This window comes from Ralstonia psammae, from assembly GCF_958405935.1.
Lineage (GTDB): Bacteria > Pseudomonadota > Gammaproteobacteria > Burkholderiales > Burkholderiaceae > Ralstonia > Ralstonia psammae.
This window is the reverse complement of the sequence record NZ_CATZBU010000003.1, coordinates 168,641-184,476: the sequence shown is the minus strand read 5'-3', so window position 1 is coordinate 184,476 and position 15,836 is coordinate 168,641. Positions and strand designations below refer to the sequence as shown.

The window sequence follows — 15,836 nt, the reverse complement described above, 5'->3', positions numbered from 1 at the left end:
TCAGCGCGGCAGCGCCACGCAGCGCAGGCACGACGTGCCGTCGGCCCGATTGCACGCAATGATCATCACTTGCCGGCCGTTTTGCCCCGTGCATGCGCTGCCTGATAGCACGCGTGGCTGGGCAGATGTTGAGGCCGGCCGTGGTGCTCTTGGGGCTGGCGTACCGCCGCCAGCGGGCACAACAGGAATCGGCTCGATCCGCCCACGCGCTGTATCGGGCACGATGGCCGGAACGTCGCCGGCGTTGGCGACAACCTTCTGCACATAGCCATGGCGGAAGCCGGTCTCGAAATTGCCGCTGTAGTAGCACGAGAGCGCAGCGCGCAGCGCCTGTTGCTGGTCACCATAGCGAGGCAATGAGCGCGCAAAGCACTCGGCGAGGATGGTGCCGCCTGCGCGCAGGTTGCGGCAGGCGTCGAAGGCGGTCTCCAGGGTCTCGCCAAAGCGGGTGAGGTTGTAGCGGTTGACCTGTCCGAGCCCGACGCTGAAGTTGTAACCCTGGCGTTCCAGTGAACGTGCCGTCGCCACGGCTTCTTCCAGCGTGGCGGGCTGGCGCACCAGCCGGCCGCCCACCACGCCAATCGCATAGGGGTTGTAGGCCGATTCCGTGCGCACCAGCGCCTCGAGCGTGAGACGGTCAACGCGCGGTGCGCATGTGGCGGCCAGCGTGGCGAAGGCGCGTGCATCAATGCGCGGCCCCGCCACGGCAGACGTGGCTGCCACGCAAGTCGCAAGCGCCATGGCAGCAAGGATGAAGGCACTGGCACGCATGGCCGCCACCTCTATCGATACGACAGCACGAGCCCGTGCACCAGCACCGACCAGCCATCGAGCATCACGAACAGCAGCAGCTTGAAGGGCACCGAGATGGTCGTCGGCGCAATCATCTGCATGCCGAGCGCGAGCAACAGGTTGGCCACCACCAGGTCGACCACCACGAAGATGATGTAGAGCACAAAGCCCACCTGGAACGCCTTGATCAGCTCGGTGAGGGTGAAGCTGGGCACAAGCACGGTCAGGTCGTCGTTCTTGAGGCCGGCGGCGCGCTCCTTGGGCCAGATGCTCGTGGCGGATTTGACGAAGAAGTTGCGCTCCGATTCCAGCGTATGGGCCTCCAGGAATTTCTTCACCGGCGGCTGCGCTGCATCGAGGATGGCGAGCACGTCATCCACGCTCATCTGGCTGCTCAGGTTGAAGTTGCGCCCGCGCAGGTTGTCGACCATCTCCATGCCGACCGGCGCCATGATGAACACCGTCAGGATCAGCGCGATCCCGTTGAGCACGATATTGGGCGGCACCTGCTGAATGCCCAGCGCCGAGCGCAGCAGGCCAAACACGACCACCAGCTTGGTGTAGCTCGTGACCATGAGCGCGGCAAAGGGCGCGATGCCCAGCGCCGCCACTACGGCAATCATCGCTACGGGATTGGGCAGGTTTCCCATGGTGCGTGTCGTGTGTGTCGATGCGTTGTCTTGTTGAGGGAGAAGCCGGGCGTTATGCCTGCCCAGGTGCCGCCTGACCGATGAAGCGCGATACGCGCACGCCGAGCCGGTTGCCGACCGCTATCAGGTGGCCTTCGCCCACCGGCATGCCATTGGCGAGGATGCGGATGACGGCCTGGTTGAGCGGCTGCGCCAGCTCCATCACCGTGCCGGGCCGCAGCGCACGCAGTTCGGCCAATGACATGCGCCGCTCTTCCAGCTCGAAGGTGGTGACCAGCTCGATGTCGTCCAGGCTGTCGGTGGGAAGCGGGCGTGCGGTGGGCTCCGTGCCGGATGCGGCGGCGGTGGCTGGGCTCTCGGTTGTCATCGGTTTTTCCTCCACGTTTTCCACGACGATGCGGCTGCCGTGCACCCGCCCGAACACATGCAGGTGCAGCCGCCCCCGCACGCGGGCCACGCAGCGCAGCGCGTCGCCGGCGGGCAGCCATTTTTCGATGCGCACGATGTCGCCCAGCGCAATGCCGGCAAAGTCGCGGCGCGACAGAAAGGTGGCGCCCAGCTCGAAGCGCAGCGGCACCTGCGTACCCATGAAGGCGACCAGCGGAATCGGCTCTGCAGCCAGTGCCGCGGGGCACAGTTCGGGTAGTACCTGTGGCGCGTCGAACAGCAGCCCGGCGCGCGCTTGCCACGGTGCGGCACCATCTTCGGCTGATCCGGCATCGCGGCGGGTGACGATGATTTGCAGTACGTCGGGCCGGTCCAGCCGAATGTCGGGCGATGCGGCGTCTGGCAGCCACGCAAGCGGGCGTCCGCAGCGTTGTTCGATGGCGCGCGTGAATGGCGCCAGCGCATCGGCCAGCACCGCGCAGCGCAGGGCTTGCGGCACATGCGCATCTGCGGCGTCGGCCAGCCATGCGCGTTCAGTGGCGGCATCGAGCAGCAGCCAGCCCGGCGCGTCGCCCAGCGTGAATCGGTAGGGTTGCGCCAGCGCCTGAGTGGCATGGGCTTCGCAACGCGCCTCGTAGGGCTTATCGCCGACGGAAAACGGTAGTGCCGCGCGCGCCAGATACAGGCGCGACAGCGTACGCGCCAATGCCGGGTCCACGGCCGAGAGCATGCGGGCGTCCAGCGTATTCATGTCATGAACATGCGCCCGGCCATGTAGGCGAGCTGCACGCGGTTCTGCGCGCCGTACTTCTTCTTGAGCTGGCGCAGGTGGTAGTCGACGTTGTGCGGCGACATGTTGAGCTGCTCGGCAATCGCTTTGTCCGACAAACCGCTGGTGATGAATTCCAGAATCTGCCGCTGCACCTGCGTGAGCGCACGCGCATGTGCGTCTTCATGCAACGGCTTGGCGTGCTGCATGAGAAATTCATGCACGCCCAGCCCCACGGCGTAGGCTTGGCCGACCACGTTGTCGGCAATCCAGCCTTTGGCGTTGTTGCCCGATCCGAAGCAGATGACGCTGTGCTCCAGGCTGCGGGGGCTCACCACACCAAAGCTGATGCCGCTGCGCAGGCCCGAGCGTTCTGCGTCTTGCAGCAGGCGGTGCAGGCGCTCGGCCTCCGATGGCGCAGTGAGCGTGGCGCCCAGGTCGGCCAGATCCCACACCAGGGGCCATTCGTAGCGCAGCGCGAAGGCCAGGCGGGGGTCGATTTCAAAGTAGCGCTCGTCGACGTAGCGCTTGGGCCAGTTGGGCGGGGAATACGCACGGAAGTACAGCACGCGCGTAATCGATTCACCAATGCGTGTCAGCCGGTAGTAGCAGAGCCAGTCGAAGCCGATGCTGCGCAAGACGGCGCGCAATAGCAACTGCCGTTCCTGCGCACCGTGCGCGGCCCGCAGATCCTGCGCGGTTTCGGAGAAGGAGTCGGCGCGCGCCATTGCGCCCAGGCGGATCGATTCCGCATCGACCACGATATGTTCTTCGCCAAACAGGATCGGCGCGCGGACATCGCCGGCACCCACATTCGAAGCAGTCAACCGTGGCCTCTCGCGTGGCAAGTGAATGCACTCACTGTAGTGGCGTGCACACGCCGCAATGAACTACCGAAAAGCGTAGTCCACCCCGAAACTTCGTCAGAGATTGGCCGCGCGACTACGAGTTTCAGCGTTGAGCGGACAGGCCCCCCACTTCTACACTTTCCGCAAGGGAAGCGGGTGCTGGACAGCGCCTGCCTTCTACGGACACTCGTGGGCCCACGGCCCAAACGTCCCAACTGGTCCCCAAACTGGCCCAAACGAGCCCAAAGGCGCTCCATGGCAAAGCCTCGGAATCTTGCTGCAGCGTTGGACGTTCCGCTCACCGGCATGCGCTGGGCGCGGCTGGTGAACTACGACATCGCGATTGCCGTGTTTGTGGTGGCGGTGGTCGCGCTTTTCGTGCTGCCGTTGCCGACCGTGGTGTTGGACGGGCTGATCTCGCTCAACCTGGCGGCCAGCATCGTGTTGCTGTGCGTGTCGATCTATCTGCCGTCGGCGCTGGCGTTTTCGTCGTTTCCGGCGGTGCTGCTCTTTACGACGCTGTTCCGGCTGTCGCTGAACATCGCCTCGTGCAAGCTGATCCTGCTGCAGGCTAATGCGGGCCACGTAATCGACACCTTCGGCAAGCTGGTGGTCGGCAACAACTTCGTGGTGGGCGGCGTGGTGTTCCTGGTGATTGCGGTGGTGCAGTTCATCGTGATCGCCAAGGGCTCGGAGCGCGTGGCGGAGGTTGGCGCGCGGTTCTCGCTCGATGCCATGCCCGGCAAGCAGATGAGCATCGACGCCGATCTGCGCGCCGGCATCATCACGTCAGACGAAGCCAAGCGCCGCCGTGAAGCGCTGGAGCAGGAATCGCAACTGCACGGCGCCATGGACGGCGCGATGAAGTTCGTCAAGGGTGATGCCATTGCCGGCATCATCATCGCGGTCATCAACATCCTGGCCGGCATTGCCGTGGGCGCGCTGATGCACGGCATGTCGATTGGCGATGCGCTGCACCGTTACGCGATCCTGACGGTGGGCGACGGCATGGCCTCGCAGATTCCGTCGCTGCTGGTGTCGATTGCAGCCGGCATCGTCACCACCCGTGTGGCGACGCGGGACCGTGAAGCCCGCCACCTCGGCCAGCAGATCGGGGCGCAGATCACCGCCCATCCGCGCGGCATGCTGATGGCCAGCGGTGTGCTGCTGGCCTTCCTGCTGGTGCCGGGGTTTCCGAAGTGGTCGTTTCTGCTGCTGGCCATCGGTACCGCGGCAACCGCCTTCCTTCGCATGCGCCAGCGCCGGCAGGCGCCGCCGCTTGACCTGCTTGTGCTCGGCCCGGATGCGCGGCGCTTGGCCGAGCCGGAGGCAGGCTCGCCCGCAGAAGGCATTGCGGCGCCCATCGCCGTGCGCCTGTCGGAAGACCTGCGCAGCAAGATCGAACTCGTTGCCCTGCAGACCCGCCTGGCCGAAGCCAAATCGCGTGTGCAGCGCAGGCTCGGCGCGGTGTTCCCGCGTGTGCAACTGAACTGGGATCCGACGTTGCCGGCCCACGGTTACGCGCTGCTCGTGCAGGACGTGCTGGCCGCAGAAGGCACGCTGCCGGAGCGCGATGCGATTTCGGACAGTGCCGTACCCGCTGAAGACCGCCTGGCGGCCGAAGTCGAAACGCTCATCGAGCGCAACGCCGCTTCGCTCATCGGCATTCAGGAAACGCAAAACCTGATCCAGATCATGCGCCGCGAACACGGCGAGCTGGTGGCCGAACTCACGCGCCTGGTACCCCCGCAGCGCATTACCGAAGTGCTGCGCCGTCTGGTGCAGGAAGGCGTGTCCATCCGCAACCTGCGGGCCATCTTCGAGAGCCTGATCACGTGGTCGCCCAAAGAGCCGGAAGACGTGATCGGCCTCGTGGAACTGGTACGCGTGGACTTGCACCGCCAGATCACCGAGCAGTTTTGCGGCACCAGCCGCGTGCTTGACGTGGTGCTGTTCGAGCAGTCCTTGCAGGAGCGCATCGAGCAGGCCGTCGTGCATACCAAGCAGGGCAGCGTGCTGAGCCTCACGCGGGACGCCAAGCAGGCGATTACCGATCAAGTGGTGAAGATCCTGGGCGGCACACGCCCGCTGGAGAAAGACCGCCACGGCCGCCCGCTGGCGGTGATGGTGTCGCTCAACTGCCGGCGTTATGTCAAGACGATGCTGCAGCCGGTGTTTGGCGATCTGCCGGTGCTGTCGTACCAGGAGATCGACGAAGCCATCGAACTCAACACCGTGGGCTGGGTGACCAACCCCGCCTGAACACACAGAACGAAAAAGGAGACGGGCCCATGAACATGAGCGCCACCATTCTCGAAACCACACGCCAGGGCTTGCTGCTGGTGCTGCTGGTCTCGTTGCCGGTGGTGGCGGTGGCGACGGTGTCGGCGTTGCTGATTGCCATCGCGCAGGCAGTGACGCAGATCCAGGATCAGAGCATCGGCCTGTCGGTGCGGTTGATTGCGGTGATGGTGACCATCGTGGTGCTGGCGGGGTGGGGCGGACGCGAAGTGCTGCGTTTTGCCCGCATGGCACTCGATCAGGTGTTTTACGGCGGTGTGGCGCCTTTCTAGCGAGGGGATCGCGAGATGGTGCCGAACGAACAACAACATAACCGAGCGAGAACACGCGTGAACAAACGCTATCGATTCCTGCAGTGGAGTGCATCAGCAGCGTGCCTGTGGCTGCTGACGACGGCCGCCCTGGTGCAGGCGGCCGAGCTGCGCTGGCGCAACCGGTCGTACACGCTGGTGGCCGAAGGCAAGAAGGTGGGCGATTTCATCCGCGAGCTGGCGGCATCCCAGGGGGTGACGGCGGTGGTCGACCCGAAGGTGGAAGGCACCATCAACGGCAAGTTCTCGGGCCCGCCGGCCAGCACACTCAATACCGTGTGCGCAACCTACGGGCTCACGTGGTACTACGACGGCTCGCTCATCTACGTGGACCGTGCGGACGATTCACAGACGCAGGTCTTCCCGATCCCGAAGGGAAGCGGCCCGGAGCTGGCGCAGATCCTGCGCGCCATGCAGATTACCGATCAGCGCTTTCCGCTCGTCGTCAGTGACAAGGAAAACACAGTCTACGCGTCGGGCCCGAAGCGCTATGTGGAACTGGTGCGCCAGGCCATTGCGTCGATCGCCGACCCATCGCGCGGCATGGATCGTGCCGAGATTCGCGCGTTTCCGCTCAAGTACGCATGGGCGGGCGATGTGGAGATCAACCGGTCCGGCAAGCCTGTGACGATCCCCGGCATTGCCACCATGATGCGTCGTCTGCTGGGCGCACCCAACCCCGGTGCCAGCAGTCCAGGCATGTCGCCTACGCGCGCCATGCGGCTGACTGGCCCGACGCGGCAGATGAAGCTCAGCTCCGGTGACAGCATCAACGTGCCGCGCATCGAGATTCCGCTTGCCGGAGCGCAGGGCGATTCCGGCTACGGCGCGCAAGCACCCGCAGCATCGGGCGGTGGCCCGCCGCCCGACCTGCCGCGCATCGAGGCCGATGCCGGCATCAACGCCGTGCTCATCCGCGACGTGCCCGAGCATATGGCGCAGTACGAGCGCCTGATCGCCTCGCTCGACACCAAGCCGCGGCTGGTGGAGATCAACCTCACGATCATCGACATCAGCACCGATTCGCTCGACAGCCTGGGCGTGGACTGGCGCCTGCACACCACGCACGGCGATTTCCAATACGGCAATGGCAACAACCCGCCGCTGACCTTCAATGTGGGCACGACCGAAGACGGCCAGACCGGCACCACAACACCGATCGGCATGGCGCTCACCGCATCGATTGGCGGCAGCCTGCGCAACTATCTGCTGGCACGCATCAACGCGCTCACGCAGAGCGGCAACGCGCAACTGCAAGCCAAGCCCAAGGTGCTGGCGCTGGACAATACCGAGGCCATTCTTGAAAACCTCATCCACTTCTACGTGCCGGTGTCGGGCTTTCAGGATGCATCGCTGTATGGCATTACGACGGGCACGAGCGTGAAAGTCACGCCGCTCATCGTCAACGAGGCCGGGCAGCTGAGCGTGATGATGTCGATCGACATTGACGACGGCAACCTCACGAACGACCGCGTTTCGCAACTGCCGGTGGTGCAGGAGCGCTCGATCGTGACCAAGGCGATGATCGAAGAGGGCAAGAGCCTGCTGATTGCCGGCTTCAACTCTGACAGCCTGAACAACACCAAGTCCGGCATTCCGTTCCTGTCGGACGTGCCCTTCATCGGCAACCTGTTCAAGTACACCAACAAGACCGGTCAGCACATGGAACGCTTCTATCTGCTGACCCCGCGCGTCCTGACCGCCGCCAGCACCAACCCGAACGACGTGCCTGCCGTGTCGATTCCGGGCGTTGGCATGCCCGTGCCGGGAGCGACCGATTGGAAACCGGGCCCGTTGCCCAACACGCCGGCACCCAACCAGCCGCCGGCCAGTGTCGGCACCTTGCCCACGCCGCCTGTTTCGCGATTGCATGAACCAGCCAGCCACACAACCCTCGCCGCACGCGGATAAATCGCCCTGGAAGCTGTGCTTCCTGAGCGGCCCGCTGTACGGCAGATCGATGCCGCTGCGGATGGGCGCCAACGTGGTTGGCTCGGCGCCCAACTGCGACATCATCGTGCCCGACAGCAGCGTCGCCGCGCGCGAATTGATGTTCGAGGTGGGCGGCATTGCGGTGTCTGCACGGCGGTTGGATGACGCCGAGCCGACGCTCAACGGCCAGGCATTCGGCCAGACGCGCCGCAGCGTGGTGCCGGGCGATGTGATTGCCATGGGCGATATCCGCGTCGGCATCGAGAAGGTCGGGACGATCCGCATGCCGGCCGCCGCGGTGGAGGGCGCGGGTGCCGCGGTGCTCGCGCAGCGCGTGCCGTCGTGGCTGCCTCTGGCAGCGGCGGTGTGGCTGTCGCGCGTGTCGACCAAGGCCGGGCGCGGGCGGACGTGGATGGTCGCCGGCATCGGCCTGTGGATCGCGGTACTGCTGGCCGGCGGCGTGGTGGCGTTTGCCGGGCATGACGGCTGGTCGCTTTGGGGCCGAGACCCTGCAGCACGCGCGGCGCAGGTGCGTCATGCATTGGGGGACCTAGCGGAGATTGTGGTGACGCCGGCATCGGACGGCACATCGCGCGTCTCCGGCTACGTGCAGACCGAGGCCGACCATCAGGCGCTGCTGAGCCGCGCGCGCGGGTTGTCCGATGTGTCGATCGGCGATGTGTATGTGGTGAGCGACCTGCTGGCCGCCGCACAGCAGTACTTCAGCGCGGGCGGTACAAGCGGCACGGCAGCGTTGAACGTGGCCTACGACGGACATGGCCGCATCGTGGTGAGCGGCACGGCCGATCGCGCGCAGGCGTGGCAGCGCATCCGCAACTACGCGCGCGACGCCAAGCCCGCCGTCGAAGTGGTCGACCGCGTGGCGTGGGATGGCCCGCCGCCCCCGAACATCGTGGCGGAAACACCGCGCGCAGACGGTCTGCCCGCCATCGTGAGCACGTACGAAGACGAAGATGGCACGCGCTTTGTGCAGACCCGCGATGGCCAGTTGTATTTCGAGGGCGCCCGGCTCAAGGGCGGCCTCCAGGTGAAGAGCATCGCTTCAGATGGTGTGGTGCTCGACCGCGGCGGGCAATCGGTCACGTGGCCGATCCAGCCGCAAACACCGTAGCGCAGCGGGTCCCCTTTTCCCCGCGCGCTGGGTGTGTCGTACGGGGCCAGCCGGCAGATGCGAGGCCGGCTGCCACCGCTAAGCAGTTGGTAGTTCCTTTTGACCCTTTTGACTGACATCCAGGAGAGCACCATGGCAGGTACACCCACCACCGGCGTCGACGGCGCCATCGGCAGCATCAACCAGTCCGGCGAAGACCAGCTGAAGATCGCCACGGCCGTGCAGGCCGCCGCCGCCAAGGGCGCCGCAGCCAGCGGCATCATCGGCGCGGCCCAATCGCTGAGCAACACGGCGGCTTCGGCAGCCGGTGCCGTCCGCGACGGCGCACGCGCGAGCTGACGCGCAACCCCCAGCGGCGGCGGGCGCGGCCTGCCGCCGCTTCACCGAATTCAGGAGGGCACGATGTCGATCGAAGCGAATGCGGTTGCGGCCGTTGCTGCGAGTCAGGCCGCACAGGCGCAAGCCGGCGGTGCAGCCGGCGCCAGCCAGGCCGCGCAGGTGAACCCCGCCGCGTATGCGGCCCAAGGCCCGGGGCAGGTCGAGCAGGGCATCGGTACGCCCACAACGCAAGCCGTTGCGCCCACCGACGCGCAGCAATTCGGCGGCATGATGCGGCCGCTTGCCACCACGACGGTGCAGCCGGCCACGCTGCCGCCGCAGCCGATTCCGATGGCCTCCAACGCAACGCCATCGCCGGTGCCGGATGTGTCGTTCTCGTTCACGCGCGGGCCCGGAGCCGACGGTGCGATGGGCCAATGGCGTGACTACGGCCACGACCTCAACGAGCGCTACACCAGCATCAACAGCAAGCGCCAGGAGATGCTCGACTCGCTCGACAACATGGATGTGACCATGACGATGGTGAAGCTGGCCGACTTCAGCTACTTCGCCTCGATGACGCTGGCCGAGTACCAGATGGACATGAGCTTTGCGCAGGCCGCCAACGGCGTGAGCCACTCGCTGCTGAAGAACCAGGAAAGCTGACATGAACCGATTGCTGGGTGTGCTGATGGCGCTTGCCTGCCTCTTCGGCCTGGCCGGGTGCGAGCAGGAGCTGTACACCGGCCTGTCGGAGGTCGAGGTCAACGAGATGATGGCCGCGCTGTCGTCGGCCGGCATCAGCGGGCAGAAGCTCGTGCAGGACGGCCAGGGGCAGGAGGGACGCACCTGGACGCTCACCGTCGACCAGGCCGACATGGGCCCATCGCTGGCAGTGCTGCGTGCGCAGGGCCTGCCGCGCCCGCGCCTGGCATCGCTCGGCCAGGTCTTCCAGAAACAGGGGCTCGTGGCCACGCCCGCTGAAGAGCGCGTGCGCTATATCTACGGCGTATCGCAGGAGCTGTCACGCACGCTGCTGGATGTGGATGGCGTGATGCTTGCGCACGTGCATGTCGTCATTCCCGAGAACGATCCGCTGGCGGAAAAAACCAAACCTGCGTCGGCCGCGGTGTACATCCGCTACCGGCCGGGCGTGAACCTCACCGCCATGGCGCCGATGGTGAAAGACCTTGTGGCGCACAGCATTGAAGGGCTGAGTTACGACAACGTATCGCTGTTCTTGCAGGGCGCGCAGCCGGTGCCGGTGGACGTGCGAAAGGGCGCGGCGTTGCTCGGCACGTTCAGTACGCGCAACCCACTCGTGTGGTTGCTCGGCTTGCTGATCGTCGCGGCACTGGTGGTGAGCGGTCTCGTGGCATGGCGGCGCGGCGTGTTCGACCACTTGGGCGGACGCGGGCCGGAGCGCGCGTCATGACCACCGATGCGCGCCTGGCAGGGCTGGTTGCAACGTTCAACCTGCGGCCGGATCGCTACATCGACGCATCGTGGCTGCCCGCGGATTGGCCGCTTGCGCTGCGTGATCCCGCCCGCTATGGCGAAGCGGGCCGCGCCGTGCTGGCGCGCGCGCTGCTGCAAGCCCATCGGTTGCACGGCGAATGGGACTACGACTTTGCGGCCGTGGAAAAGCGCATCGCCCTGTTGCCTGCCGACGCGCTGGAGCGCATGGCCGCGTGCTGCGGCCTGTGCCTGCACCGCCAATGGCTGCGCGAGGGCGAGGTCTCGCGCAAGACGCGTCAGGCGATCGACCTGGCCTTCGGGGCCCCGCTGGTGGCATTTGCGTTGGAGCGCATGCCGGCCTTCGAGGCCGTCGCCGAGACCCTGCAGCCGCAGCGTCAATACCCGCGCCTGGCGGTGGAAACACTGCGTGCCCGTGGGCGCCGGCTGCTGACCGATTTCCTGGTGCCGTTCGGCCCGGCCGTCATCCGTCGGCTGGCGCTGAAGTTTCCGCGCAACGCGGCCGATGCCGATCGGCCGCCGTATTTGCTGGGCCGCACGCAACGTGCCGAACTGGGCGAGCTGTTGCGGCTGAGCTTGATTCCTGAACAGGTGCCGGCATGGGACTGGCTTTTCTGATTACCACCGACAAGCTGCAGATCCTGAGCGAGCGCAAGGTGCTCAAGCAACACGAGTACGCCGCGCTGCTCGATGCCACGAGCATCCTCGGTAACGCACAGGAAGAGCGCGCGCGTCTGCTGCAAGAGGCCAAGGCCCATCGCGAGCAACAGCTCAAGGCCGGCTACGACGAAGGCTATGAGAAGGGCGAACGCGAAGCCGCCACGCGCCTCTACGCCGATGCACTGGCCAACGCGCGTGCGCTGGCTGCGATGAAGCAGTTGATGGCCGAACTCGTCACGCGCACCGTGCGCGAGCTGGTGGCCGATCTGCCGCGCGACGCCATCTATGCCAAGGCGTTCGCGCGCATCGAAACACTGGTTGAACACGAACCCGTGCTGACGGTGCGCATCGCCCCGCAGCAGGTGGCGGATCTTGAGCGCGTGCTGGAAACCATGACCGACGGGACCCGCCGAGTGCGTGTGGTGCCCGACGCCAGCCTGTCGGAAGAAGCGTTGGTCGTGGAAACCGCGTCCGGCGTGCTCGAAGCCGGCATCGACACGCAACTGGCTGCGCTGCACGCCGCATTGGTCGGGGACGAAACATGACCGAACCCGCCGTCAGCCACATCATCGACGCAGGGGATCTGGAGCGTAGCCTGCGCGACGTGCTGGAGCGCGCCGACAGCGTGGCCGCCGGCGTGCAGATGCGTGGGCGCATTCACCGTGCGGTGGGGCTCATGCTCAATGCATCGGGCATCCAGGCCCGGCTGGGCGAGGTGTGCGAATTGCGCACGCCCGGTGAACGCAGCATCTATGCGGAAGTCGTCGGTTTCGAGCGGCAGTCCACCTTGTTGACGCCGCTGGGCAGCGTGCATGGCTTGTCGGCGGCCACGGAGGTGATTCCATCCGGCAGCGCGCACCGCTTTGGTGTGGGCGATGCGCTGCTTGGCCGCGTGCTCGATGGCCTGGGCGCGCCCATGGATGACGGCGGACCGCTGTTCACCAACGAGCGTGTTTCCACGCATGCGGAGCCGCCCAGCCCGCTGTCACGCCGCCGCATCGACGCGCCGCTTTCAACCGGCGTGCGCGCCATCGACGCTATGTTGACGGTGGGCATCGGCCAGCGGCTGGGTATCTTCGCACCGTCGGGCGTGGGCAAAAGCACGCTGCTTGGCATGGTTGCACGCGGGGCGCAGAGCGACGTCAACGTCATCGCGTTGATTGGTGAGCGCGGGCGCGAAGTGCGCGAATTCCTGGAGCTGTGCCTGCCCGAGGCGACACGGCGCAAGACGGTGCTGGTGGTATCCACGTCCGACCGCCCGGCCATGGAGCGCGTGAAATGCGCACTGGTGGCCACCGCCGTCGCCGAGTACTTTCGCGATCGGGGCAAGAACGTGCTGCTGCTGGTCGATTCGCTCACGCGGTTTGCGCGGGCGCAGCGCGAGGTGGGGCTGGCCAGCGGCGAGCCGCCCACGCGGCGCAGTTTTCCGCCGTCGACGTTTTCGGTGTTGCCGCAATTGCTGGAGCGCGCGGGCGCCGGTGCGCATGGCGTCATCACCGCCTTCTACACCGTGCTGGTGGAGGGCGATGAAGAGAGCGACCCGATTGCCGAAGAGGTGCGCTCCATCGTCGATGGCCACATCGTGCTCTCACGCAAGCAGGCGCTGGCGGGGCGCTATCCGGCCATCGACTTGCTGGCCAGTATCAGCCGCGTGATGCCGCAGGTGACCACGCCCGCGCACCGCGCCGCCGCACAACGCGTGCGCGAGCTGCTGGCCAAATACCAGGAGATCGAATTGCTCGTGCAGATTGGCGAATACCGCCAGGGCAGCGACGCCCTGGGCGACACCGCATTGCGCGCCCATGCCGCACTCGCGCGCTTTTTCGAGCAGGATTCCGATACGCGTGTGAAGCTGGAGCGCACCGTGGCCGACCTTGAAGCCGTGGTGGGGGCACTATGAGCGAGGTGCTGCGTCAACTCGCCCGCGTGCGCGAGGCGCGCAAGCTCGGTGCCCTGGCGCGTGCCCAGAAGCAGGCCGCCCTGGTGGCCCAGGCCGCCGCGCAGAACGCCGCGGCACAGCAGGGGTTGCAGCAGACGGTATCGGCGCGATCCGCGCACGACGCGGCCATCGAACAGGCCGTGCGTGAAGACGCGCGCAGTGCCGTCGCGCTGCTATGCGGCGCCAATGCCGCGCGGCTGGCGCTGGATCGTGCCATCGTCGAGGCGCATGTCGAATCCACACACACCGGCAAGGCGCTGGCGGCCGAACAAATGGCTCAGGCACGGGCACAGCGGCATGTGGCCCGCGCCAACGCCAAGTGCGAGGCCGTTGACCGCGCCGAGCAGCGCGTGGTGGCCGCCCAGCGCCGCACGGCGCAATGGCAGGAAGAAGACGCCGCGCTCGAAGTGCAGCTCGCACGCCAGTTTGTCAGCCAGAAGATCACCGGCTGAGCCGATGCAAGGGTTCGATCCGCACTCCATGGAAGGCCTGTTCCGGCAGGCGCTGCTGGTGCTGCCGCGTCTGCTGCCCATCATGTTCATCGTGCCCGTGTTCAGCGGACGGGTGGTGACGGGCATGGTGCGCAGCGGGTTCATCGCCATCCTGGCGGTGTTCGTGGCGCCATCCATGGCGGGCGCAGCGATGAACGTGCAGGGCGGCGGGCTGTGGATGGTGCTGGCGCTCAAGGAGGCGCTGATCGGCGTGCTGCTGGGCATGGCGTTTGGCGCGCTGCTGTGGGCCATCGAAAACATCGGCCACCTGATCGACTTTCAGACCGGCTCGGGCAATGCGTCTTTCTTCGACCCGGTGGCCGGGCATGAGAGCGGGCCCACCGCCAGCTTTCTGGGCTTCATGGCCGTCACGTTGTTCGTCACGGGCGGCGGCCTGCACGTGATGCTTGGGGCGTTTTTCGAGTCGTACAAGCTCTGGCCGATCGAGCGTATGTTGCCCAGCGCGTCGGTGGCGCTGGAACAGTTTGCCGTGCACGAGGCCGATAGCGTGCTCGGCTGGACGCTCAAGCTGGCCGCACCCGTGATCATCGTGCTGGTGGTGGCGGAGCTGGGCATCGGGCTGATCAACCGTTCGGTGCCGCAGTTGAACGTGTTCCTGTTCGCGCAGCCGGTGAAAAGCCTGCTGGCCGTGCTGATGATGGTGCTGTTCCTCGGCTTTGTTTTTGAATCGTTGCGCACGTTCCTGGCTGGCAATGGCGAGATGGTCTGGCTGTTGCGCGCGTTGCTTCACGGCTCCGGCTCATGAGCGAGAAACAGCACAAGCCCACGCAGCGCCGCCTGGAAGACGCGCGGCGCGAAGGCGAAGTCGTTCGCAGCACAGACGTGACGAGCGCGCTGGTCTTTATCGGGATGCTCGTGCTGTTGTGGCAAGGCGGGCCGTGGTTGCTCGAACGCTTGCGCGGCCTGTTGATACAGAACGTGACCGCCGTGGCGCAGGCGCGCGACCCCGCTGCGGCGGTGCGGCAGGCATTGGTAGCGGCAGGTGCGGAGTGGATCTTGTTGAGCGCAGCCGTACTGGTGCTGGTGACCGTGCTGGCGGTGCTGGGTGCGTTTGCCCAGGTGGGCGGCATGTTCGCACCCAAACGCCTGGCGCCACAGATGTCGCGGCTCAATCCGGGGGAGGGCATCCAGCGCATGTTTTCCGTGCGTAACCTGGTCGGCCTGGCCATCATGCTGTTCAAGGTGGCGTGCCTGGCGCTGACGCTGTTCGTGGTGATTCGCGGGTCGTTGGCGTTGCCGCTGCAGGCGGGCTATGGTCGGCCGGCGGCCATTCTGGCCGTGGTCTCGCATCTGATTCTTGTGCTGTTCGGCTGGGCGGCGGTGGTGTATGTGCTGATGGCCGCGCTGGACTACTGGCACGTGCGCTTCGAATTCTTCAAGAAGAACCGCATGTCCACCGAAGAACTGCGCCGTGAGCACCGCGAACTGCAGGGCGATCCGCACATCGTGGGGCGGCGCCGGCAGCTTGCACTCGAAGTGCAATACAGCGCGCTGGAAGATCGCATGCGGATTGCCACCGCCATCGTGTTCAGTGCGCGGCATGCGGTGGCCCTGTACTACCCCGGCGATGGTACGTTGCCGATGGTGATCGCCAAGGGCAGCGGCGAGTCTGTCCAGCGCATGCGGCAGATGGCCGAATACCACCTGGTGCCGACCGCGGCCAACGCGGGCCTGGCGGAGCGCCTGCACGACACCGTGCCGATGGATACCACGATTGACCGCACGCTGTTCCGCGATGTGGCGGCGCTGCTGCGCTGGGCCGAAGGCGCGGATGCGGTGGGCAATCCGTACGTGTCGTCCACCTCCTGA

General features: G+C 66.2%; 16 protein-coding genes and 1 pseudogene. 13 read left to right on the top strand and 4 right to left on the bottom strand.

What is annotated here, in order from left to right; genetic code table 11:
- From R2N16_RS07585 to R2N16_RS07570, 4 genes are read right to left on the bottom strand one after another with little or no spacing between them, the layout of a single operon-like run.
- Positions 1 to 771, bottom strand: a complete 771-nt coding sequence (locus R2N16_RS07585) for a lytic transglycosylase domain-containing protein (protein WP_316665021.1) — start codon at positions 769 to 771, stop codon at positions 1 to 3.
- An 11-nt stretch (positions 772 to 782) separates the two neighbouring features.
- Positions 783 to 1,442: a type III secretion system export apparatus subunit SctR gene (gene sctR, locus R2N16_RS07580; protein ID WP_316665020.1), complete on the bottom strand. Its 660-nt coding sequence runs from the start codon at positions 1,440 to 1,442 to the stop codon at positions 783 to 785.
- A gap of 52 nt (positions 1,443 to 1,494) precedes the next feature.
- A complete protein-coding gene (gene sctQ, locus R2N16_RS07575; protein WP_316665019.1) occupies positions 1,495 to 2,580 on the bottom strand; it encodes a type III secretion system cytoplasmic ring protein SctQ in 1,086 nt (361 codons plus the stop codon).
- The gene (locus tag R2N16_RS07570; protein ID WP_316665018.1) at positions 2,577 to 3,425 is read right to left on the bottom strand and encodes a helix-turn-helix transcriptional regulator; all 849 of its coding nucleotides are present in this window, start codon (positions 3,423 to 3,425) and stop codon (positions 2,577 to 2,579) included. Before R2N16_RS07570 ends, sctQ begins: the two co-directional genes overlap by 4 nt.
- A gap of 248 nt (positions 3,426 to 3,673) precedes the next feature.
- Between R2N16_RS07570 and R2N16_RS07565 the strand changes: the two are divergent.
- From R2N16_RS07565 to R2N16_RS07505, 13 genes and pseudogenes are all read left to right on the top strand, one after another.
- A pseudogene (locus tag R2N16_RS07565) lies at positions 3,674 to 5,708 on the top strand (FHIPEP family type III secretion protein).
- Between the two features lie 35 nt (positions 5,709 to 5,743).
- Positions 5,744 to 6,019 (top strand): type III secretion system export apparatus subunit SctS, encoded by a 276-nt coding sequence (gene sctS, locus R2N16_RS07560; protein WP_316665400.1) that lies wholly within the window; start codon positions 5,744 to 5,746, stop codon positions 6,017 to 6,019.
- A gap of 15 nt (positions 6,020 to 6,034) precedes the next feature.
- A complete protein-coding gene (gene sctC, locus R2N16_RS07555) occupies positions 6,035 to 7,969 on the top strand; it encodes a type III secretion system outer membrane ring subunit SctC (protein WP_428984100.1) in 1,935 nt (644 codons plus the stop codon).
- The gene (locus tag R2N16_RS07550) at positions 7,929 to 9,122 is read left to right on the top strand and encodes an FHA domain-containing protein (RefSeq protein WP_316665017.1); all 1,194 of its coding nucleotides are present in this window, start codon (positions 7,929 to 7,931) and stop codon (positions 9,120 to 9,122) included. Before sctC ends, R2N16_RS07550 begins: the two co-directional genes overlap by 41 nt.
- A 132-nt stretch (positions 9,123 to 9,254) precedes the next feature.
- Positions 9,255 to 9,461 carry a hypothetical protein gene (locus tag R2N16_RS07545; RefSeq protein WP_092971972.1) on the top strand — a complete coding sequence of 69 codons (207 nt, stop codon included), beginning with the start codon at positions 9,255 to 9,257 and terminating at the stop codon, positions 9,459 to 9,461.
- 63 nt (positions 9,462 to 9,524) lie between these two features.
- On the top strand, positions 9,525 to 10,106 hold the full coding sequence (locus R2N16_RS07540) for a hypothetical protein (RefSeq protein ID WP_316665016.1): 582 nt from the start codon (positions 9,525 to 9,527) through the stop codon (positions 10,104 to 10,106).
- Position 10,107: 1 nt separating this feature from the next.
- Entirely contained in the window at positions 10,108 to 10,875 is a 768-nt protein-coding gene (gene sctJ / locus R2N16_RS07535) for a type III secretion system inner membrane ring lipoprotein SctJ (protein ID WP_316665015.1), read from the top strand.
- Positions 10,872 to 11,534 carry a SctK family type III secretion system sorting platform protein gene (locus R2N16_RS07530; protein WP_316665014.1) on the top strand — a complete coding sequence of 221 codons (663 nt, stop codon included), beginning with the start codon at positions 10,872 to 10,874 and terminating at the stop codon, positions 11,532 to 11,534. The genes sctJ and R2N16_RS07530 overlap by 4 nt, the downstream gene beginning before the upstream one ends.
- The gene (gene sctL / locus R2N16_RS07525) at positions 11,516 to 12,121 is read left to right on the top strand and encodes a type III secretion system stator protein SctL (protein ID WP_316665013.1); all 606 of its coding nucleotides are present in this window, start codon (positions 11,516 to 11,518) and stop codon (positions 12,119 to 12,121) included. The genes R2N16_RS07530 and sctL overlap by 19 nt, the downstream gene beginning before the upstream one ends.
- Positions 12,118 to 13,476, top strand: coding sequence for a FliI/YscN family ATPase (locus R2N16_RS07520; RefSeq protein ID WP_316665012.1), 1,359 nt, complete (start codon positions 12,118 to 12,120; stop codon positions 13,474 to 13,476). The genes sctL and R2N16_RS07520 overlap by 4 nt, the downstream gene beginning before the upstream one ends.
- Positions 13,473 to 13,967: a hypothetical protein gene (locus R2N16_RS07515; protein ID WP_316665011.1), complete on the top strand. Its 495-nt coding sequence runs from the start codon at positions 13,473 to 13,475 to the stop codon at positions 13,965 to 13,967. The genes R2N16_RS07520 and R2N16_RS07515 overlap by 4 nt, the downstream gene beginning before the upstream one ends.
- Before the next feature lie 4 nt (positions 13,968 to 13,971).
- Positions 13,972 to 14,772 (top strand): type III secretion system export apparatus subunit SctT, encoded by an 801-nt coding sequence (sctT, locus tag R2N16_RS07510; protein WP_316665010.1) that lies wholly within the window; start codon positions 13,972 to 13,974, stop codon positions 14,770 to 14,772.
- Entirely contained in the window at positions 14,769 to 15,836 is a 1,068-nt protein-coding gene (locus R2N16_RS07505; RefSeq protein WP_316665009.1) for an EscU/YscU/HrcU family type III secretion system export apparatus switch protein, read from the top strand. The genes sctT and R2N16_RS07505 overlap by 4 nt, the downstream gene beginning before the upstream one ends.